The organism is Pseudomonas sp. SMSB3 (assembly GCF_052041965.1).
GTDB lineage: Bacteria > Pseudomonadota > Gammaproteobacteria > Pseudomonadales > Pseudomonadaceae > Aquipseudomonas.
In genome coordinates this window covers 42563-62817 of the sequence record NZ_JBKGGV010000017.1, presented here as the reverse complement: position 1 = coordinate 62817, position 20255 = coordinate 42563, and the positions used below count along the sequence as shown (strand labels likewise).

Annotated in this window: 18 protein-coding genes; 6 read left to right on the top strand and 12 right to left on the bottom strand. The window is 64.0% G+C overall.

The window, feature by feature from the left end; all coding sequences use genetic code 11:
- Positions 1–120 precede the first annotated feature (120 nt).
- Positions 121–1437, top strand: a complete 1317-nt coding sequence (locus ACLEJW_RS21470) for a PQQ-dependent sugar dehydrogenase (protein ID WP_313299103.1) — start codon at positions 121–123, stop codon at positions 1435–1437.
- Between the two features lie 24 nt (positions 1438–1461).
- Here ACLEJW_RS21470 and ACLEJW_RS21465 read toward each other — a convergent pair whose 3' ends face one another.
- From ACLEJW_RS21465 to ACLEJW_RS21445, 5 genes are all read right to left on the bottom strand, one after another.
- On the bottom strand, positions 1462–1995 hold the full coding sequence (locus tag ACLEJW_RS21465) for a C40 family peptidase (RefSeq protein ID WP_145193316.1): 534 nt from the start codon (positions 1993–1995) through the stop codon (positions 1462–1464).
- A 138-nt stretch (positions 1996–2133) separates the two neighbouring features.
- Complete coding sequence (locus ACLEJW_RS21460) at positions 2134–2772, bottom strand: C40 family peptidase (protein ID WP_145193314.1); 639 nt, start codon at positions 2770–2772, stop codon at positions 2134–2136.
- Between the two features lie 126 nt (positions 2773–2898).
- Positions 2899–3606 (bottom strand): DnaA regulatory inactivator Hda, encoded by a 708-nt coding sequence (gene hda / locus ACLEJW_RS21455; protein ID WP_440778225.1) that lies wholly within the window; start codon positions 3604–3606, stop codon positions 2899–2901.
- Between the two features lie 141 nt (positions 3607–3747).
- Positions 3748–4821, bottom strand: coding sequence for an AI-2E family transporter (locus tag ACLEJW_RS21450; protein WP_313459648.1), 1074 nt, complete (start codon positions 4819–4821; stop codon positions 3748–3750).
- Between the two features lie 12 nt (positions 4822–4833).
- Positions 4834–5895: a DUF2066 domain-containing protein gene (locus ACLEJW_RS21445; RefSeq protein ID WP_313298977.1), complete on the bottom strand. Its 1062-nt coding sequence runs from the start codon at positions 5893–5895 to the stop codon at positions 4834–4836.
- A gap of 258 nt (positions 5896–6153) precedes the next feature.
- On the opposite strand from ACLEJW_RS21445, the gene purM reads away from it, so the two are divergent.
- The 4 genes from purM (at position 6154) to ACLEJW_RS21425 (ending at position 8936) form a co-directional block, all read left to right on the top strand.
- On the top strand, positions 6154–7212 hold the full coding sequence (purM, locus tag ACLEJW_RS21440) for a phosphoribosylformylglycinamidine cyclo-ligase (RefSeq protein WP_145193306.1): 1059 nt from the start codon (positions 6154–6156) through the stop codon (positions 7210–7212).
- Positions 7212–7865 carry a phosphoribosylglycinamide formyltransferase gene (gene purN / locus ACLEJW_RS21435; protein WP_313298983.1) on the top strand — a complete coding sequence of 218 codons (654 nt, stop codon included), beginning with the start codon at positions 7212–7214 and terminating at the stop codon, positions 7863–7865. The genes purM and purN overlap by 1 nt, the downstream gene beginning before the upstream one ends.
- Positions 7866–7873: 8 nt before the next feature.
- A complete protein-coding gene (locus tag ACLEJW_RS21430; RefSeq protein WP_145193302.1) occupies positions 7874–8584 on the top strand; it encodes a DUF3108 domain-containing protein in 711 nt (236 codons plus the stop codon).
- 169 nt (positions 8585–8753) lie between these two features.
- On the top strand, positions 8754–8936 hold the full coding sequence (locus ACLEJW_RS21425) for a hypothetical protein (protein ID WP_145193300.1): 183 nt from the start codon (positions 8754–8756) through the stop codon (positions 8934–8936).
- Positions 8937–8981: 45 nt separating this feature from the next.
- Here ACLEJW_RS21425 and ACLEJW_RS21420 read toward each other — a convergent pair whose 3' ends face one another.
- The 7 genes from ACLEJW_RS21420 to ACLEJW_RS21390 form a co-directional block, all read right to left on the bottom strand.
- Complete coding sequence (locus tag ACLEJW_RS21420) at positions 8982–9521, bottom strand: DUF2058 domain-containing protein (protein WP_145193298.1); 540 nt, start codon at positions 9519–9521, stop codon at positions 8982–8984.
- Between the two features lie 26 nt (positions 9522–9547).
- Positions 9548–10381 carry a nucleoside triphosphate pyrophosphohydrolase gene (gene mazG / locus ACLEJW_RS21415; RefSeq protein ID WP_145193378.1) on the bottom strand — a complete coding sequence of 278 codons (834 nt, stop codon included), beginning with the start codon at positions 10379–10381 and terminating at the stop codon, positions 9548–9550.
- A gap of 108 nt (positions 10382–10489) precedes the next feature.
- Positions 10490–12730: a GTP diphosphokinase gene (gene relA, locus ACLEJW_RS21410; protein WP_145193296.1), complete on the bottom strand. Its 2241-nt coding sequence runs from the start codon at positions 12728–12730 to the stop codon at positions 10490–10492.
- Between the two features lie 95 nt (positions 12731–12825).
- Positions 12826–14184, bottom strand: coding sequence for a 23S rRNA (uracil(1939)-C(5))-methyltransferase RlmD (gene rlmD, locus ACLEJW_RS21405; protein WP_313298992.1), 1359 nt, complete (start codon positions 14182–14184; stop codon positions 12826–12828).
- Entirely contained in the window at positions 14185–15084 is a 900-nt protein-coding gene (gene cysM / locus ACLEJW_RS21400; protein ID WP_145193292.1) for a cysteine synthase CysM, read from the bottom strand.
- 94 nt (positions 15085–15178) lie between these two features.
- A complete protein-coding gene (locus ACLEJW_RS21395) occupies positions 15179–16561 on the bottom strand; it encodes a sensor histidine kinase (protein WP_313298996.1) in 1383 nt (460 codons plus the stop codon).
- A 2-nt stretch (positions 16562–16563) separates the two neighbouring features.
- Positions 16564–17280, bottom strand: coding sequence for a response regulator transcription factor (locus tag ACLEJW_RS21390; protein WP_440778224.1), 717 nt, complete (start codon positions 17278–17280; stop codon positions 16564–16566).
- A gap of 188 nt (positions 17281–17468) precedes the next feature.
- Here ACLEJW_RS21390 and ACLEJW_RS21385 point away from each other — a divergent pair, with 188 nt between their 5' ends.
- Complete coding sequence (locus ACLEJW_RS21385) at positions 17469–20228, top strand: response regulator (protein WP_440778223.1); 2760 nt, start codon at positions 17469–17471, stop codon at positions 20226–20228.
- The last annotated feature ends 27 nt before the right edge of the window (positions 20229–20255 follow it).

Here is a 20255-nt window from a genome sequence, read left to right as displayed (position 1 = left end):
GTTGCACCGGGAGCGTCAATCGCAGCGCAAGCTTGCCTGGGCCGACCAAGCCAAGCGCGCTGAACCTTGGCAAGGTGGGCAGGCTCAGATGGTCATACCCCATCGACGAGGGCTGCGATGATGAAGCGCACCGTGATGCTGTTGCCCTGGGCCTTGCTCGCAAGCCTGGGTGGTTGCGCCGATACCGCGCGCTTGAGCGTCGATGCCGGCAGCGGCCCCTCCCCGCAACTGCCGCCGCCACAGCGCAGCCTGATTCCCACCGTCAATATCGCCCCCGCCAGCGCCTGGCCGGACGGCGTCACGCCCAAGGCCGCAGCCGGCACCCAGGTGCTGGCGTTTGCCGCCAAACTCGATCACCCGCGTTGGCTTTATGTATTGCCCAATGGCGATGTACTGGTCGCCGAGACCAACGCCCCGCCCAAGCCCGAAGACGGCAAGGGCATCCGTGGCTGGTTCATGAAGCGGGCGATGGCGCGTGCCGGCGCCGCCGTGCCGAGTGCCAACCGTATTACCCTGCTGCGCGACGCCGACCATGATGGTGTGGCAGAAATACGCCATACCTTCATCGAGGGGCTCAATTCACCCTTCGGCATGGTGCTGGTCGGCAATGCGCTGTATGTGGCCGAAACCGACCAGCTCACCCGCTTCGACTATCGTCCTGGCGTGGATCAGCTCACCGAGCCGGGGCGCAAGGTCACCGACCTTCCTGGGGGCCCGCTCAACCACCACTGGACCAAGAACGTCATTGCCAGCCCAGACGGCAGCAAGCTCTACGTGACCGTGGGTTCCAACAGCAATGTTGGCGAGAATGGCCTGGAGCACGAGCAAGGCCGCGCCGCCATCTGGCAGATCGACCCCGCCAGCGGCCGGCACCGGTTGTTCGCCACGGGCCTGCGCAACCCCAACGGGCTGGCCTGGCAACCCGACAGTGGGGCGCTGTGGACGGCCGTCAACGAGCGTGACGAGATCGGTAGCGACCTGGTGCCGGATTACATCACTTCGGTCAAGGACGGCGCGTTCTATGGCTGGCCTTACAGTTATTACGGCCAGCATGTGGATGCGCGGGTGTCACCGCCCAATCCTCAGCAGGTGGCCAGGGCCGTGGCGCCCGACTATGCCGTCGGTCCGCACACCGCGTCGTTGGGGCTGACGTTCATCGAGCCGGGTGTTCTGCCAGCGCCCTTCGAGCGCGGGGCGCTGGTTGGCCAGCATGGGTCTTGGAACCGCAAGCCACACAGCGGCTATAAAGTGATTTTCGTGCCATTTGACGGCAGCGGCAAACCAGCGGGCGAACCCATCGACCTGCTGACCGGCTTTCTCGATTCGCAAGGCAAGGCGCAAGGCCGACCGGTCGGGGTGGTCAGCGACCAGCGTGGCGGCGTGCTGGTCGCCGATGATGTCGGCAACACGATCTGGCGGGTCAGCAAGGTGCCTTGAGCGCTGGGCCAAGGCCCCGCTCGCTCAGGGGTTTTGTGCCAAATGGCCTTGGCTAATGACGCGCTTGGCCTGCAGGTAGGCTTTGGCCCAGTAGCTGTTGGACAGGTAGTCCAGGCGCACCGTGCCGCCGCTTGAGGGCGCGTGCACGAAGCGGCCCTCACCCACGTAGATCCCCGCGTGACTGACCTGCGAACCACCACCGGTGGCGAAGAACACCAGGTCGCCGGACTGCAGGGCATTGATGTTCACCGTTGGCGCGCGCATCACGATCATCTCGCGTGTCGAGCGCGGCAGGCTGATGCCGGCAGCGTCGCGGTAGACATAGCCAATCAGGCCGCTGCAATCGAACCCGGAATCCGGGGTATTGCCGCCCCAGCGATAGGGCGTGCCGACCAGGCCAATGGCACGGATGAGCACGTCATCGGCCAACGGCGAGCCTTCGGGCTGGGTGTAGGTGATGGTTGGCTGCACCACCGGGGCGGGCGCCGGGGCATGGCTGGAGCAGGCAGCCAGCAATGCCGCCAGGGAAATGAATGCGAAGCGCGCCATTTTCTTCATGGCCAGAACGTCCTGTCTGAGACCGCACGGCAGCAGCGGAAAAAGTGTTGAGAAATTAGATTAGCCGCTTTCTGTAAATGCGCACGGCGGCGAGCTTTTTTGAGCTACGCCGCCGTGGAAGAGTTCAGCATCGATCGATCAATTGCGCGCGATATTGGTGCTCGGCGCCATGGCCAAGGCGCGCTTGGCTTCGATGAAGGTCTTGCTCCAGTAACGATCACCGAGGTTATCGATGCGCACGCCACCGCTGCGGCGGCTGCTGGAGTGGATGAACTGGTTGTCACCCAGGTAGATGCCGGCGTGACTCACGCGGCCGCGACCATTGGTGCTGAAGAACAGCAGATCGCCTGGCTTGAGCTTGTTGCGCGCAACTTTCGGGGCATCGACGTTGATCATTTCGCGAGTCGAGCGCGGCAAATTCATGCCGGCTTCTTCGCGGAACAGGTAGCCGATGAAACCGCTGCAGTCGAAGCCGGACGCCTCGGAGGTGCCGCCGAAGCGGTAGCGGGTGCCGATCAGCGACATGCCGCGCTCGAGGATGCTGTCCGCCAGCACCGGCAGCTGATAAGGCTTGCTGCTGGAGAATGCCTGCAGGTCATCTTCGCTGGCCTGCTCTTCTTCGCCGAACACCGCCGATGGCGAAGCCTTGGCCTTGCTGACTGATTGCGAGACAACCGGGGTGTAATCCTGGGGCTGGGAAACCGGGCCTTGAGCCGCGCAGCCAAAAAGCAGGGTTACGAGTGCGAGTGGCACGAGGGGTGCGAAGCGCTTGAGCATGAGCACGACCGTGTCTGTAGTCCTTTGGAAGGGGGAGACTATGCCCTCTATCATGGCCATTTGCAAATTTTATCGAAAAAGATGTGACTTTTTCGTTTTGCCCTGTAAAGCCCGTGTTTCCGGGCCTTACCAGCCGAGGGTTTCCTTCAGGAAAGGGATCGTCAACTTGCGTTGAGCCTGCAGCGAGGCCTGATCGAGCCGTTCGAGCAGATCGAACAGCGCGCTCATGCTGCGGGTACCGCGGGTGAGGATGAAATGGCCGACTTCATCGGTCAGGTGCAGACCACGGCGCGAGGCCCGCAATTGCAGGGCGCGCAGTTTGTCTTCGTCGGACAGCCCGCGCATCTGGAAGACCAGGGCGAGGGTTAGCCGCGACTTGAGGTCGGGCAGCTTGATGGGGAGTTCACGCGGTGAAGCCGAAGCGGCCAGCAGCAGGCGCCGACCGCTGTCGCGCAGACGATTGAACAAGTGGAACATCGCCTCTTCCCAGTCTGCCTTGCCGGCGATCACGTGCAGATCGTCGATGCAGACCAGTTCATATTGCGCCAGGTAATCGAGCAACTCGACGCCACGCTCGAGCAACTGCGCCAGCGGCAGATAGACCGCAGGTTCGTCGCGTTGCTGAAAGCGGTGAGTGGCGGCTTGCAGCAGGTGACTGCGGCCCACGCCCTGCTTGCCCCACAGGTAGATAAGGCTCTCGGTCCAGCCGGCGTCGGCCTCGCAAAGCCGCTCGACATAGCCCAACGCCGCAGCATTGGCGCCCGGATAGTAGTTGATGAAGGTGGCGTCATCGCGCAGACGCACACCCAGGGGCAACTGGATCGGTGGTTTCATGCTCGCGGGCAGTCGGGAAGACCGCAGGGGGCCTTTGAGGAACAATCTGCAAAGTCTATACCCGCATCGCAGGCCGCACAATCACGCTTGCAAATAGCCCAAGCAAAATCAAAGGCTTGCGCGGCACGCGAGCGCCACTGCCTACAGCTCTGGGTCGGCATCGCCAGCGTACATGTCCGATTCCTTGTACAGATCGTGCACATGGCGCACCAGCACCATGATCACCGCCGCCACTGGCAGGGCCAGCAACACGCCGGTGAAGCCGAACAGCTCACCGCCAGCCAGAATGGCGAAGATCACCGCCACCGGATGCAGGCCGATGCGATCGCCCACCAGCAGCGGCGTCAACACCATGCCTTCCAGCGCCTGGCCGACCATGAACACGGCAACGATGCCCAGCATCGGATACAGATCGCCGCCGAACTGGAACAGCCCTGCCACCAGCGCGGCACCGATGCCGATGATGAAGCCCATGTAAGGCACGATCGCCGCCAGGCCCGCCAGCATGCCGATCAACAGGCCGAGCTCCAGCCCCACCAGCATCAAGCCGGCCGAGTAGATGAAGCCCAAGGCGACCATTACCAGCAACTGTCCGCGCACGAACGCCCCCAGCACTTCGTGACATTCACCGGCCAGGCCGACGATCTGCGACTCCCGTTGACGCGGCAGCAGGCTGCGCAGCTTGGCCATCATCAGGTCCCAGTCCCGCAGCAGGTAGAAGCCCACCACCGGAATCAGCACCATGTTGGCCAGCCAGGCGATCAGCGCCAGGCTCGACGCCGTGGCCTGGGACAGCACCATGCCGACGATGTCGGTGGTCTGGCCCATGTGCTCGCTGATGGCGGCCTTGATCTTGTCGAATTTCCAGAAACCGTCAGCAAGGCCCAGCTTGGTTTGTACCCACGGCAGCGCCACGTGCTGTACCCAATCCAGCATCTGCGGCGCCAACTCATAGAGGCGAACCAGCTGTTTGGCCAGCATCGGCACCAATACCAGCAGCAGCGCCAGCATGATCAAGGTGAACAGGGCGAATACCGCGACCACTCCCCAGGTTCGCGAGAGGCCAAGGCGCTCGAGCCGATCGACCAGCGGGTCGGCCAGGTAGGCCAGCAGAATGCCGACCAGAAACGGCGTGAGGATGTTGTGCAGGCTATAAAGAAGCACCGCCAGCAGCAGTGCGGCGCCCAGCCAGATCCAACGACGCGAGTCAGTCACAGGTCGATCTCCTTACCAACGAAAACGCAAGCCGTCGAACGGCTTGGCTGGACTGGCGGGCGCTTGCGGCTGCCCGCTTGCATCTGCCGGGGCTGGCGCGGGGGGCGCCGTAACGGCCTGTTCGGCCGGCAGCTCCTGCAGCTTGGCCAGCCCCAGTTGCGCGCGCAGTTGCTCAGGGTTACCGCTCACGGCATAGGTCAGGGTGCCGCCGTCGGCCAGTTGCAGGCGCGGGCCATAGGGTTCGAGGACGCGACCGAGCTCGGCATAACGTTGCAGGTTCATGCCCTGCACCTGCACCTGCAACTGGCTGCTGGCCCCGGCCTTGATCACGTAGCGCGGTGCCAGGCGGCTGCTCACGGCGAGCATCACGGCATCGGCCAAGGCGGCCTGGTCGGGCGCTTCAGCGCTGCCTTGCTCTCGCTGCTCGCCTACCCACAGCTGCCACTTGCCTTGCCATTTGCCGTCGCTCTCTTGCGCGTGCACGGCCAGCAGGGCATCGGCACCGTAGCGCTCGGAGGCTTCGCGCAGTGGGGCCGGATCACTGCCGTCGAGCTGCTTGGCATTGGCCACCAGTTGCTCTTGCAGGTCTGCCAACGGCAGGCGCAGCGGCAACCCCCGGTGCTGGGCGGCGCGGCGCAGCGGTTGGGCGCTGGCCTGGCCGTCGCCGACCAGGTTGCTGCCTTCGGCGTTTTCATTGAGCCACCAGCCCAGGATCGACGGCCGATTGCTGCCCCACAGCGCCAGCCCCGCCTTGCGCAGCGCCCGCTCGGTGCTGCCGGGGTCGAACTCGACCGACACCGACTCCGGGGGCCCAGCTTCGCTGCCAACTTGGTTGATGAGCTGTTGCGGGTCTTTGCGCAGGCCGGCCAGGCCTGGATTCTGCACAGCTTTGGGATCGCCGGTCAGGCGCAGCACCAGGGTGTCGAACGCTTTTACCGTGGCGGCGCTGCGGGCTTCGGCGCCCTGCCCTTCGAGCGGCTCGCGCACTTGATAGAGCCCGGCGACATTTTCAGCCAGGGCGCTGGCCGACATCAGGGAAAGGCAACCAATTGCCAGAAACTTCGATAGACGCATGGGGGATTCCTGTCCGCTTGGCGCAATGCCTATACCTTATACATGGGGCCCCCGGGTAACCAGTCGCGCGGTGAAAGATTCACTATCTATTTAGCAATTTACGGCTCTGCCCGTCGGCCTGAGGATGGCCGCTGCACGGCAACCCTGATAAAATCGCGCGCCTTCACAGACACTGACGCTTCAGCCAGCTGCGCCTCGCGGTTGCCTTCGGCATCAAGGTCGTTTTTACGAATCCCTCCCTCTTAAAGGCCTGGATCAATGAGCAAGCAACCCTCCCTGAGCTACAAGGACGCCGGTGTAGACATCGACGCCGGCGAAGCACTGGTCGAACGCATCAAGGGCGTGGCTAAACGCACCGCACGCCCTGAAGTCATGGGTGGCCTGGGCGGCTTCGGCGCCCTCTGCGAGATCCCGGCCGGCTACAAGCAGCCGGTGCTGGTCTCCGGCACCGACGGCGTCGGCACCAAGCTGCGCCTGGCGCTGAACCTGAACAAGCACGACAGCATCGGTCAAGACCTGGTCGCCATGTGCGTGAACGACCTGGTAGTGTGCGGCGCCGAGCCGCTGTTCTTCCTCGACTACTATGCCACCGGCAAGCTCAACGTCGACGTGGCCGCGACCGTGGTCACTGGTATCGGGGCTGGTTGTGAACTGGCCGGTTGCTCCCTGGTCGGCGGTGAAACCGCTGAAATGCCAGGCATGTACGAGGGCGAAGACTACGACCTGGCCGGTTTCTGCGTCGGCGTGGTGGAAAAGGCCGAGATCATCGACGGCTCCAAGGTTGCCACTGGCGATGCACTGATCGCCCTGCCGTCCTCCGGCCCCCACTCCAACGGTTACTCGCTGATCCGCAAGATCCTCGAAGTCTCCGCCACCGACATCGACAACACCCAGCTCGATGGCACGCCGCTGGCCGACCTGCTGATGGCCCCGACGCGCATCTACGTCAAGCCACTGCTGCAGCTGATCAAGAACACCGGTGCGGTCAAGGCCATGGCCCACATCACCGGTGGCGGCCTGCTCGACAACATCCCACGCGTGCTGCCGAAAAACGCCCAGGCCGTGGTCGACGTGGCCAGCTGGCAGCGCCCGGCGGTGTTCGACTTCCTGCAGGCAAAAGGCAACGTCGACGAACACGAAATGCACCGCGTGCTCAACTGCGGCGTCGGCATGGTCATCTGCGTGGCCCAGGATCAGGTCGATGCTGCCCTGAACGAACTGCGCGCCGCCGGTGAGCAGCCATGGGTGATCGGCCACATCGCCGAAGCCGCCGAAGGCGCCGCCCAGGTCGAGCTGCAAAACCTCAAGGCACACTGATGCCGAGCGAGCCGTGCAATGTAGTGGTACTGCTGTCGGGTTCCGGCAGCAACCTGCAAGCCTTGATCGACAGTTGCCGCGCGGCGGATGCTCCGCTGCGCATCGCCGCAGTGGTGTCCAACCGCGCCGATGCCTATGGCCTGCAACGGGCCGAGGCGGCCGGTATCGCCAGCGTGGTGCTCGACCACACCCAGTTCGACGGCCGTGAAGCCTTCGATGCCGCGCTGATGGCGCGCATCGATGGCTTCGCCCCGGACTTGGTGGTACTGGCCGGCTTCATGCGGATTCTCAGTGGCGAGTTCGTGCGTCACTACCAGGGCCGCCTGCTGAACATCCACCCTTCTCTGCTGCCGCGCTACAAGGGCCTGCACACCCATCGCCGGGCCCTTGAGGCAGGCGATGCCGAGCACGGCTGCAGCGTGCATTTCGTCACCGAGGAACTCGATGGCGGGCCTTTGGTCGTACAGGCTGTAGTACCGGTACTGCCTGATGACACGGTTCAAAGCCTGGCCCAACGGGTTCATCATCAGGAACACCAGGTATACCCGCTGGCAGTGCACTGGTTTGCCCAAGGCCGCTTGCGCCTGGGTGAACAGGGTGCGTTACTGGATGACCAACCGCTGCCGGCCAGTGGTCACATGATCCGTCCCTAGGAGAATTTATGCGTCGTGCCCTGCTAATGGCTCTCGCCGTGCTTGCCCTGCCCCTCCAGGCAGCTGACCTGAAGCCCTTCTCGGCAAGCTACACCGCCGACTGGAAGCAACTGCCCATGAGCGGCACTGCCGAGCGCAGCCTGGTCAAGAATGCCAACGGCACCTGGGACCTGAACTTCAAGGCGTCGATGATGATCGCCAGCCTGACCGAGCAAAGCACCCTGCGCCTTGAAAACGACACCCTGCTGCCGCAGAAGTATCACTTCGAACGTGGCGGGCTGGGCAAGGCGAAGAAGGTCGACCTGACCTTCGACTGGAACGCCAAGAAGGTCACCGGCAGCGACCGCGGCGATGCCGTCACCCTGCCACTCAACCGTGGCGTGCTGGACAAGTCGTCCTATCAGCTGGCGTTGCAGCATGACGTGGCGGCCGGCAAGAAGAGCATGACCTACCAAGTGGTCGATGGTGACGAAATCGACAACTACGATTTCCGCGTGCTGGGCACGGAGAAGGTCACCACCAAGACCGGTCAGGTCGAGGCGGTGAAAGTCGAACGTGTGCGCGACCCAAGCCAAAGCAAGCGCATCACCGAACTGTGGTTCGCCAAGGACTGGGACTACCTGCTGGTGCAGTTGCGCCAGGTCGAGACTGACGGCAAGGAATACGTGATCGTGTTGCAGGATGGCACGGTCGACGGCAAGTCGGTCAAAGGCAACTGATACCGCGCAAGCCCCTTCCTAGACGGCCCCGCTCAGTGCGGGGCTTTCTTTTGCGCGGGCTTCATGAAACTTGTTTCATGGGCGTTTTATTTACTTAGGCTGCTAACAAACTCTATAAAGGGGGTGTGCGACAGAGTGTCGCAGCCAACTGAAAAAGTGGAGTTTACCGATGACAGTCCAAGTAACCGAACGCGACGAATCGAAAATGTCCCACGAAGGCCTGGCCGCTGGCGTGCGGATCTGGGATGTGCACCAGCAGGGCCAATTGGTGGGGATGTTCCATAACGAACACGAAGCCCATCAGTACCGAGCGGAGCTGGAAACCCAGGAAAACCAGCGCACCACGCAGTGACACCGTCTTTATGAACAAAACCCCGCCGAAGCGGGGTTTTTTCGTTTACCACATCAGATCGTCAGGGATCTTGTAGGCCGCATACGGATCGTCTTCATCGGCCTCCTCGACATGGGAATTGAGCAGCAGGATGCGGTTGGCATCGCGCTCCTGGATCTTCACTGCCGCTTCCCGCGGGATGACTTCGTAACCGCCGCCGTGCGAGACGATAGCCAAAGCGCCGTTGCTCAGGCGCGTGCGCATCAGGGCGTTGACGGCGATGCGCTTGACCTTCTTGTCGTCGACGAAGTTGTAGTAGTCCTCGGTAGTCAGCTTGGGCAGGCGCGTGGCTTCGATCAACTGCTTGATCTGCGCGGCGCGGGCCTTTTGCTCGGCCTTTTCCTGCTGCTGGCGGTTGAGCTCCTGGTCACGCTTGGCCTTTTCGGCCATGGCTTCCTTGGCCAGCCGCTGCTGGGTATCGTCGACCTCGGCCTGGCCCTTGTGCTGCAGGCGTTTCTGTTTCTTCTCGGCTTTGTTGGTTTGCGAGACTTGTTTCTGGTTGACCAGACCGGCTTTGAGCAATTGGTCGCGAAGGGAAAGGCTCATGAATGTTCACTCACTTATGCAACAGCTCAGCCGCAGCTGGGCAGGTTCTTTTCCTGACGTTTGGCTTCGCCCCAAAGGGCATCCAACGCGTCAAGGTCACAATGTTCGATCGCCCGTCCGCTGTCACGCAGGGCCTGTTCGATGAAGCGAAAGCGCCGCTCGAACTTGCGGTTGGCACGGCGCAGGGCGTGTTCCGGGTCTTGCTTGAGGTGTCGGGCAAGGTTGACTGCAGCGAACAGCAGGTCGCCCACTTCATCTTCGAGGGCATCGGCGTCGTTGTCGGCCATGGCCTGCAACACCTCGTCGAGTTCCTCGCGCACCTTGTCCAGCACCGGCAACGCCGCGGGCCAGTCGAAGCCGACGGTGGCCGCGCGTTTCTGCAGTTTGGCTGCCCGCGCCAATGCAGGCAATGCCGCCGGCACATCATCGAGCAATGAAAGCTGCTCGGGGGTGGTCTTTTCCGCGCGTTCCTGGGCCTTGATCTCTTCCCAGCGAGACTTGACCTGGGCTTCGCTCAGGCTCGGTGTATCCAGCGGGGCGTAGAGCTCGCCGGTGGGGAATACATGGGGATGACGACGGATCAACTTGCGGGTGATGCCATCGATCACGCCAGCGAATTCGAAGCGGCCTTCTTCGCGGGCCAGCTGGCTGTAGTAGACCACCTGGAACAGCAGGTCGCCGAGCTCACCCTGCAGGTGCTCGAAATCGCCTCGCTCGATGGTATCGGCCACTTCATAGGCCTCTTCGAGGGTATGCGGGACGATACTGGCGTAGTTCTGCTTCAAGTCCCATGGGCAGCCGTACTGCGGGTCGCGCAGCCGGGCCATGAGGTGCAGCAGGTCGTCGAGGGAGTAGGTCATGTCAGGCGGGTCCTTCGATGGCAGGCGCTTGGCGAACAGCCCCGCCGCCACCAGCAGCCGTGCACCTACCACGCGGTGCACGGAACCTGGGACGGCAGGCGCCGCGGTTCAAGGGGTACGATTACGCCGCGTTTCGATGATGTTCGGCAACTGCGAAATCCTGCCCAATAGGCGCCCCAACGCGTCCAGGCCAGGAATCTCGATGGTCAGCGACATCAGCGCGGTGTTGTCTTCCTTGTTCGAGCGGGTGTTGACCGCCAGCACGTTGATCTTCTCGTTGAGCAGCACCTGCGAGACGTCGCGCAGCAACCCTGGCCGATCATAGGCACGAATGACGATGTCGACCGGGTAGGTCTGCACCGGAATCGGCCCCCAGCTGACCTGGATGATCCGCTCCGGCTCACGCCCGGCCAGTTGCAGCACCGAGGCGCAGTCCTGGCGGTGGATGCTGACCCCACGACCCTGGGTGATGTAGCCGACGATCGCATCGCCCGGCAGCGGCTGGCAGCAGCCGGCCATCTGCGTGAGCAGGTTGCCGACGCCCTGGATCTGGATATCGCCGCGCTTGCCCGTGCGCGGACCGCTCGGCTTGCGCGGCACCAGCTCGATCTGCTCGATGCGCTCAGGCTCGAGCAACTGCTGCGCAGCGTTGACCAGATGCGCCAGGCGCAGGTCACCGGCACCGAGCGAGGCGAACATGTCCTCGGCGGTCTTGACGTTGGTCTTCTCGGCCAGGCGCTCGAAATCCACCTGGGGCAGGCCCAGGCGGCTGAGTTCGCGCTCGAGCAAGGTCTTGCCGGCAGCGACGTTCTGGTCGCGCGCCTGCAACTTGAACCAGTGCACGATCTTTGCCCTGGCCCGCGACGTGGTCACGTAGCCAAGGTTCGAGTTCAGCCAGTCGCGGCTTGGATTGCCGTGCTTGCTGGTGATGATCTCGACCTGCTCGCCGGTCTGCAGGCTATAGTTGAGCGGCACGATGCGCCCGTTGATCTTCGCGCCCCGGCAGTTGTGGCCGATCTCGGTGTGCACGCGGTAGGCAAAGTCGAGCGGCGTGGCCCCCTTGGGCAGGTCGATGGCATGGCCATCGGGGGTGAACACGTAGACCCGGTCGGGCTCGATGTCGACCCGCAGTTGCTCGGCCAGGCCGCCGATGTCGCCGAGCTCCTCATGCCACTCCAGCACCTGGCGCAGCCAGGAGATCTTCTCTTCATAGTGGTTGGAGCTTGGCTTGACGTCGGTGCCTTTGTAGCGCCAATGGGCGCAGACCCCCAGTTCCGCTTCTTCGTGCATGCCGTGGGTACGGATCTGCACTTCCAGCACCTTGCCTTCCGGGCCGATCACCGCAGTGTGCAGCGAGCGGTAGCCGTTTTCCTTGGGGTTGGCGATGTAATCGTCGAACTCCTTGGGAATGTGCCGCCACAGGGTGTGTACGATGCCCAGCGCGGTGTAGCAGTCGCGTACCTCAGGTACCAGCACGCGCACCGCACGCACGTCGTAGATCTGGCTGAATTCGAGGCCTTTGCGCTGCATCTTGCGCCAGATCGAATAGATGTGTTTCGCCCGGCCGCTGATATCGGCCTTGACCCCTGTGGCCAACAGCTCGTTCTGCAGCTGGTTCATCACATCGCTGATGAAGCGCTCACGGTCGAGCCGGCGCTCGTGCAAGAGCTTGGCGATCTGCTTGTACTGATCGGGTTCCAGGTAGCGGAAAGACAGGTCCTCCAGCTCCCACTTGATGTGGCCGATGCCCAGCCGATGGGCCAGAGGCGCGTAGATGTCGAACACCTCGCGCGCGACGCGCAGGCGCTTTTCATCATCGGCGGACTTCACCGCGCGGATCGCGCAGGTACGCTCGGCCAGTTTGATCAGCGCCACGCGCACGTCGTCGACCATGGCCACGAGCATCTTGCGCAGGTTCTCGACCTGCGCCTGCGAACCGAGCACCAGCGACTGCCGCGGGCTCAGACTGGCACTGATGGCCGCCATGCGCAGCACGCCGTCGATCAGCTTGGATACCACCGGGCCGAAACGCTGGCCAACTTCGGCCAGGGTGACCTTGCCTTCGCGCACGGAGCGATAGATCACCGCCGCGACCAGCGAGTCCTGGTCGAGCTTGAGGTCGGCAAGGATCTCGGCGATCTCAAGGCCTGCCTGGAAGCTCGAAGTACCGTCGGCCCAGGAATGCTTGGCCGGGTTGCCTTTCTTCTCGATCTCCTGGGCGAAATCACACGCCTCCTTGAGCGCCACGCGATCCAGTGCCGAATCGACGCTCACCACATGATCGAGCCATGCATCGAGATTGATACTGCCGTCGGTATTGACCGGCTGGTGCACTCTCACCTGTACCATCTTGTTTTACCTTTCCATACAGCGCACCACACGGGTGCACTGGCTATCACCGTGCAGCTTCGCTTCCGTGGAAGCCGCACCAAGGGACCAGTCGCCTAGTCCGCTTCGAATAACGCCATGGCTTCGACATGCGCCGTCTGAGGAAACATGTCGAGAATCCCGGCCCTTTTTAACCGGTACCCTTGGCCAACCAGCACCTGGGCGTCTCGCGCCAGCGTGGCCGGATTGCACGATACGTACACCAGGCGCTTGGCGTTGAGCCGGGCGATGCCTTGCACCACCTCGTAGGCACCATCGCGTGGTGGGTCCAAGAGTACCGCAGAAAAGCCTTCGGCGGCCCATCCGGCGCCAGCCAAAGGCTGCGATAAATCGGCCTGAAAAAAGGCCGCGTTATGCACATCGTTGTTGCGCGCATTGGCCGCGGCCCGCTCGACCATGGCCTGCACCCCTTCTACCGCGACCACTTCGCGCGCCTGGCGAGCCAGCGGCAGGGCGAAATTGCCCAGGCCGCAGAACAGGTCCAGCACTCGCTCGTCAGCTTGCGGGGCAAGCCAGGCCAGCGCCTGCTCGACCATCGCGGTATTGACCTGGGCGTTGACCTGCACGAAGTCGCCCGGCCGCCAAGCCAGTTCCAGCTGCCATGGTGCCAGGACGAAGCCCAGTTTCGCTTCAGGATCCAGCGGTGCCGGATCGCCCTCGCCCTGCAGCCACAACTGCGCATTGGCCTGCGCGCAAAACGCGCGCAGGCGCTCCACGTCGTCTTCCGGCAGCGGCGCCACATGACGCAGCAACACGGCCTCGGCGGTCCCGCTGAACAGTTCCACATGGCCAATCGCCTGGGGCTTGCTCAAGGCGCGCAGCACGGTCGGCAAATGGCGCAGAATCGTTTGCAAGGGCTGTACCAGCACTGGGCATTCATCGATGGCGACGATGTCCTGGCTGGCTTCGGCACGAAAACCGACGTCCAGTTCCCTGCGCTTGACGTCCCAGCGCACGGCCACCCGCGCCCGGCGTCGATAGCCGAACTCGGGCCCGCTGAGCGGCGCCGCCCAGCTCTGCGGTTGAATGCCTGCGACCCGTTGCAGTTGCTCGGCCAAGGTGCGTTGCTTGAGCAGCAACTGCGCCTCGTGCGGCAGGTGCTGCAGGTTGCAGCCGCCGCAGCGGGCGTAGTGCCGACACGGCGCCGCGCGACGCTCTGGGCTGGCCTGCAGGACGCGTTCCAGGCGCGCCTCGACCACCTTGCCACGGGCATTGAGCACCCGCGCTTCAACGCTTTCGCCTGCCAGGGCGCCGCTGACGAACCAGGTGCGCCCTTCGACGAACGCGATGCCACGGCCGTCGCCAGCCAGGCGCTCGATGTCCAGGCGCTGTTTCTTGCCCACGGGGACTTGGGGAGTGCGATTGCCGCCAGCCGGCTGAAAGCGCAGGCCGCCATTGCTTTTTTTCTTGGACATTTAGCTCGGATCGAACAGGCCGGTAGACAGGTAACGGTCGCCGCGGTCGCAGATGATCGCAACCATCACGGCGTTTTCCACTTCGCGGGACAGGCGCAGCATCGCTGCCACCGCGCCGCCGGACGACACGCCGCAGAAAATGCCTTCTTCGCGGGCCAGACGCCGCGTGGTGTCCTCGGCTTCCTGCTGAGTCATGTCGACCACGCGGTCGACCCGGCTGGCATCGAAAATCTTCGGCAAGTATTCCTCCGGCCAGCGGCGGATGCCCGGGATGGCCGAGCCTTCCATGGGCTGCAAGCCGATGATCTGCACGTCGGGGTTCTGTTCCTTGAGGTACTGCGAGCAGCCCATGATGGTGCCGGTGGTGCCCATGGAGCTGACGAAATGGGTCACGCTGCCGTGGGTCTGCTGCCAGATCTCCGGGCCGGTGCTGTTGTAGTGCGCAATCGGGTTGTCGCCGTTGGCGAACTGGTCCAGGACCAGGCCACGGCCATCGGCCTGCAGCTTTTCGGCCAGATCACGGGCGCCCTCCATGCCCTCTTCCTTGCTCACCAGGATCAACTCGGCGCCATAGGCCGTCATCGCCGCCTTGCGCTCGGCGGTGGAATTGTCAGGCATGATCAGGATCATCTTGTAACCCTTGATCGCTGCGGCCATTGCCAAGGCAATACCGGTATTGCCTGAGGTGGCTTCGATCAGCGTGTCGCCGGGCTTGATCTGGCCGCGCAGCTCGGCGCGGGTGATCATCGACAGCGCCGGGCGGTCCTTCACGGAGCCGGCAGGATTGTTACCCTCGAGCTTGAGCAGCAGGGTATTGCTGGTGTCGCCGGCGAGGCGCTGCAGGCGAACCAGTGGCGTATTGCCGACGCAATCGGCGATGGTTGGGTACTGCAAGGTCATGGCGTAGTTCACAATCCGGACGGCAGGGGCGCCTATCATACCGGCAAACCTCCTGCGGCCATATCACGCAATCTATGGTGACTATAGCTACACGCTATAAGCGGCAAGCTTCAAGCGCGTGCGCAACCTGCACAGGTTGCGCGCAGGCCAGGCGCAAGGTGACGCGCAGGCCGTGTTCTGCGTTTTCTGCCCAGAGTGCGCCGCCCTGGCGCTCGACGGCACTGCGGGCAATGCTCAGGCCCAAGCCGAAGCCGCCGTCGCCTGGGCGCGAGCCGTCCAGGCGGGTGAACGGGGCGAAGATTCGTTGCAGGTCAGGCTCAGGCACGCCGCCGCCCTGGTCTTGCAGCCACAGCCGCCAGCGCTGCCCCTCGCGTTCTGCGCCCAGACGTACCAGGCCATTGGCCGGAGAGTGACGGATGGCATTGCGCAGCAAGTTTTCCAGGGCCTGGGCCAGGTGGTTGAGATTGCCTTGCACCCAGCAATCACCAGGCACTTCGCAGCGCAGCCGCTGCGGCGACCAGCCGCTCTCATAGCAGGCGTCCTCGGCCAGCAAGTCCCACAGCGCCTGGACCTGGATCGGCTCAAGTTGCAGCGGAGCGCGCTCGGCATCATGCCAGGCCAGTTGCAGGGTGTTCTCGACCAACTGCTGCATGCCGTCAACCTCGCGGCTCAAGCGTTCACGCAGGCGCGTCAGGTCGGTTTCACCCTCGCAGGCGACACGCAGGCGGCTGAGCGGCGTGCGCAGTTCGTGGGACAGATCGCGCAGCAGCTGCTGTTGCAGCAGCACCGTGCCCTGCAGGCGCTCGGCCATGTGATCGAAGGCCCGGGCCAGCTCGCCCAGTTCGTCTTGACGGGCCGTGGTGCGGGCATCCAGCCGCGCCGAGAGCTGATCGGCGCGCCAGGCCTTGGCCTGCTCGCGCAGCTGGTTGAGCGGGACGATGAGCATGCGGTACAAGCCCACGCACAGCAGCAAGGTAAACAACCCGGGCATGATGCCGTTGGTGACGATGCGCCAAAACATCCGGTATTGGCCGGGGTTGAAGCGTTGCGGCAACTCGATCACCAGCATGCCTTGCTGTGGTGCTTGCGGGAACGGTATGCCCAACCACGGCTGATCGACACTGCGCCGGCTCATGGGCCAGTCGACGCCGCGCAGGCGGGTCAGGCGCTGCATCAGCTCAGGCCCAAGCACGGCACTGTCGAGCGGCTGCAGGTGCGGGTCGAGCACGCCGATCCAGCCGCGCTCACGCTGGTGCATCTCGGCCACCCAGCGATCAAGCCCTGCGCGGGCGCCGGTGCGCCAGGCGCGCTCGGCCTCGGCCGCGTAGCCGCGCAGCACCTGGCGGGCCGGCTCGGCGAGAAAGGCGTTCTGGGTTTCCATGTGCCGGCCCCAGGTGTAACTCAGGCCGATCATCAGCAGGCAGAAGCCGATCAACAGGATGGCCAGCTTCCAGAACAACGAATGGCGATCGAGCATGGCTATTGCGCTTCGCTGGCGCTGAGCACGTAGCCCTTGCCCCACACGGTGCGGATACTCCGGTCGTGGTAGCCGATGCCCTTGAGTTTGCGACGGATCTGACTGACATGCATGTCGAGGCTGCGATCATGCCGTGAATAGCCGCGTTGCAAGACCTGCTGATAGAGAAACGGCTTGCTCAGCACCTCATCGACATTGCGGTAGAGCACATCCAGCAAGCGAAACTCGCTTGGGGTCAGCCCGGCCAGCTGGCCACGCCAGGCGACGTCGCACAGGCCTTCATCGAACTTGAGCTCACCGGCGCTGGCCTCGATTGGCGCCTGGTAGCGACGCTCCAGGGCGACGCGGCGCAGAATCGCTTCGATGCGCACTTGCAGCTCGGCCATGCTGAACGGCTTGGGCAGGTAGTCGTCGGCGCCACGCTGGAAGCCACTGATGCGATCGGCCTCGGCGCCCAGGGCCGACATCAGGATCACTGGCGTGGCACTGTGCTGGCGCAGCCGGGCCAAGGCATCCAGGCCGTTGAGCCCGGGCAGCAGGATGTCCATCAGCACCACATCGAAGGCTTGCCGCCCCGCGGTTTCCAAACCCTCCTGGCCGTTACGACACCAGGTGACCAGAAAACCGCCGCGCTGCAGCTCTTCGTGCAGGTAGGCACCGAGCACCGGGTCGTCCTCGATGGCCAGGACCCGCGAGGCATAATTAGTTACAGGATTCATTGGCAACTGCCACTCATTCTCAGTCGCGCAATTATTGAGCATGCCCGCCATCCAGGCAACCACCCGGCGACCAGCGCTGCGCGTACGCCGCACATTCAGAAAAGGTGCAATGGCGCAGCCAGCGGAGTACCTTCCCCAGTGGTCCGTCGCAACCTCGACGGTGGCCAGGCACATCACAGGAGGCGAGTGTGCTCGATCGTTTGGGAATCAGAAGCCGGGTGCTGCTGCTGGCACTGTTGCCGGCCAGCCTGATGGCCGTAGTACTGGGCAGCTATTTCACCTGGCTGCAGCAAGACCAGCTACGCACGCAGTTGTTGCAGCGCGGCAAGATGCTCGCCGAGCAACTGGCGCCCCTGGCCGCCCCGGCCCTGGCCCGCCGCACCGCGGTGCAGCTCGAGCGCATCGCCGCCCAGACCCTCGAGCAGACCGACGTGCGCGCAGTGGCCTTCCTGGCGCCCGACCGCACCCGCCTGGCGCATGCCGGCCCCAGCATGATCAACCAGCCGCCCAGCGGCGGCACCGGCACGCAATTGCTGCAACGCACTGGCAACGACGCCACGCGCTACCTGATGCCGGTCTTCGGCCACCACCGCGACCTGGCCACCGATGCGGTACCGGCCGAAGCCGAACGCCTGCTCGGCTGGGTCGAGATCGAGCTGTCCCACGACGGCACGCTGCTGCGCGGCTATCGCAACCTGTTCACCAGCGTGCTGCTGATCTTTGCCTGCCTGGCCCTCAGCGGCCTGCTGGCGATGCGCATGAGCCGTGCGATCAACGACCCGATCGCGCGCATCAAGCATGCGGTCAATCAGCTCAAGGACGGTCACCTCGAAGAACGCCTGCCGGCGATGGGCAGCCACGAACTCGACGAGCTGGCCCATGGCATCAACCGCATGGCCGAAACCCTGCAAGGCGCCCACGAGGAACTGCAGCACAGCATCGACCAGGCCACCGAAGACGTGCGCCAGAACCTGGAAACCATCGAGATCCAGAACATCGAACTGGACATGGCGCGCAAGGAGGCCCTGGAGGCCAGCCGGATCAAGTCGGAGTTCCTGGCCAACATGAGCCACGAGATCCGTACCCCGCTCAATGGCATTCTGGGTTTCACCCATTTGCTGCAAAAAAGCGAGATGACGCCGCGTCAACTGGACTACCTGAGCACCATCGAGAAATCCGCCGACAACCTGCTGGGCATCATCAACGAGATTCTCGACTTCTCCAAGATCGAGGCCGGCAAGCTGGTGCTCGACAGCATTCCATTCAATTTGCGCGACCTCATCCAGGACACCCTGACCATCCTCGCCCCGGCCGCGCACGCCAAGCAGCTCGAACTGCTGAGCCTGGTCTACCGCGACGCCCCCTCGTCGCTGATCGGCGACCCGTTGCGTCTCAAGCAGATCCTCACCAACCTGGTGAGCAATGCCATCAAGTTCACCCGCGAAGGCACCATCGTCGTACGGGCGATGCTCGATGACGAACAGCAGGACAGCGCGCAACTGCGTATCAGCGTGCAAGACACCGGCATTGGCCTGTCGCCCCAGGACGTGCGCACCTTGTTCCAGGCCTTCAGCCAGGCCGACAACTCGCTGGCCCGCCAGCCAGGCGGCACCGGCCTTGGGCTGGTGATTTCCAAGCGCTTGATCGAGCAGATGGGCGGCGAAATCGGGGTCGACAGCACACCGGGAGAAGGTTCGCAGTTCTGGATCAGCCTGAGCCTGCCCAAGGCCCACGACGACGCCGAGGAGCAGCCGCTGCAACCCCTGCAAGGTCGCCGGGCGGCGATTGTCGACGGTCATGAGCTGGCCTGTCAGGCCCTGCAACATCAACTTGAAGACTGCGGCTTGAGCGTCAGCTCGTTCGCCTCTTTCGATCAACTGCTGCAGGGCGTTCAGGCCGGCGCGCAGGCGGGTATGCCGTTCGAGCTGGCGGTGCTGGGGGCCAACCTCGGCGTGCTCTCTCCAGAACAGCTGGGCCAATACAACCAGGAGTTGGAGCGCCTGCATTGCCAATGCGTGGTGCTTTGCCCGACCACCGAGCAGGCGTTGTATCACCCGTACCTGCCCAACGGCCACGGGCAGTTGCTGTCCAAGCCGACCTGCACGCGCAAGCTGCGCCGCTTGTTGCTGGAATTGGTGCAACCACGCCGGGCGCTGCCAGGGCCGGCGCTGGCCAGCTCAGCGCAGCGCCGGGCGCGGATCCTCTGCGTGGACGACAACCCGGCCAATCTGCTGTTGGTGCAAACGCTGCTCGAAGACCTGGGCGCAGAAGTACTGGCGGTCGACAACGGCTACGCGGCCGTGCAGGCGGTGCAGAGCGAACCCTTCGACCTGGTGTTGATGGATGTGCAGATGCCTGGCATGGACGGGCGCGCCTGCACCGAGCAGATCCGCCAGTGGGAAAAATCCCAAAGCCGCCATCCGCTGCCGATCGTGGCCCTGACGGCGCATGCCATGGCCAACGAAAAGCGCGCATTGCTGCACAGTGGCATGGACGACTACCTGACCAAGCCGATCAGCGAACGCCAGCTGGCCCAGGTGGTGCTCAAATGGACCGGGCTGAGTCTTGGCGCGGCGCCGCTCGAGCCTGCGGGCGAGCAACCGCCGGTAAGCCACGAGCTGCCGGTGCTCGACCCCGCCGAGGGGCTGCGCCTGGCCGCTGGCAAGCCTGACCTGGCCGCCGACATGCTGGCGATGTTGCTGGCCTCGCTGGAGAGCGACCGCCAGGCCATCACCGCCGCGCGCAAGGCCAACGACCAGGCGAGCTTGATTGCCCAGGTCCACAGGCTCAACGGCGCCTCGCGCTATTGCGGGGTGCCGCAGCTACGTGCAGCCTGCCAGCGCAGCGAGACGTTGCTCAAGCAAGACAGCCCGCAGGCGCAGCAGGCGCTCGATGAACTCGATGCGGCGATCAACCGCCTGGCCGCTCAAGCGCGGCTCAACGCTTGACCCAGGCAGCGCCCGATCAACTGAGGA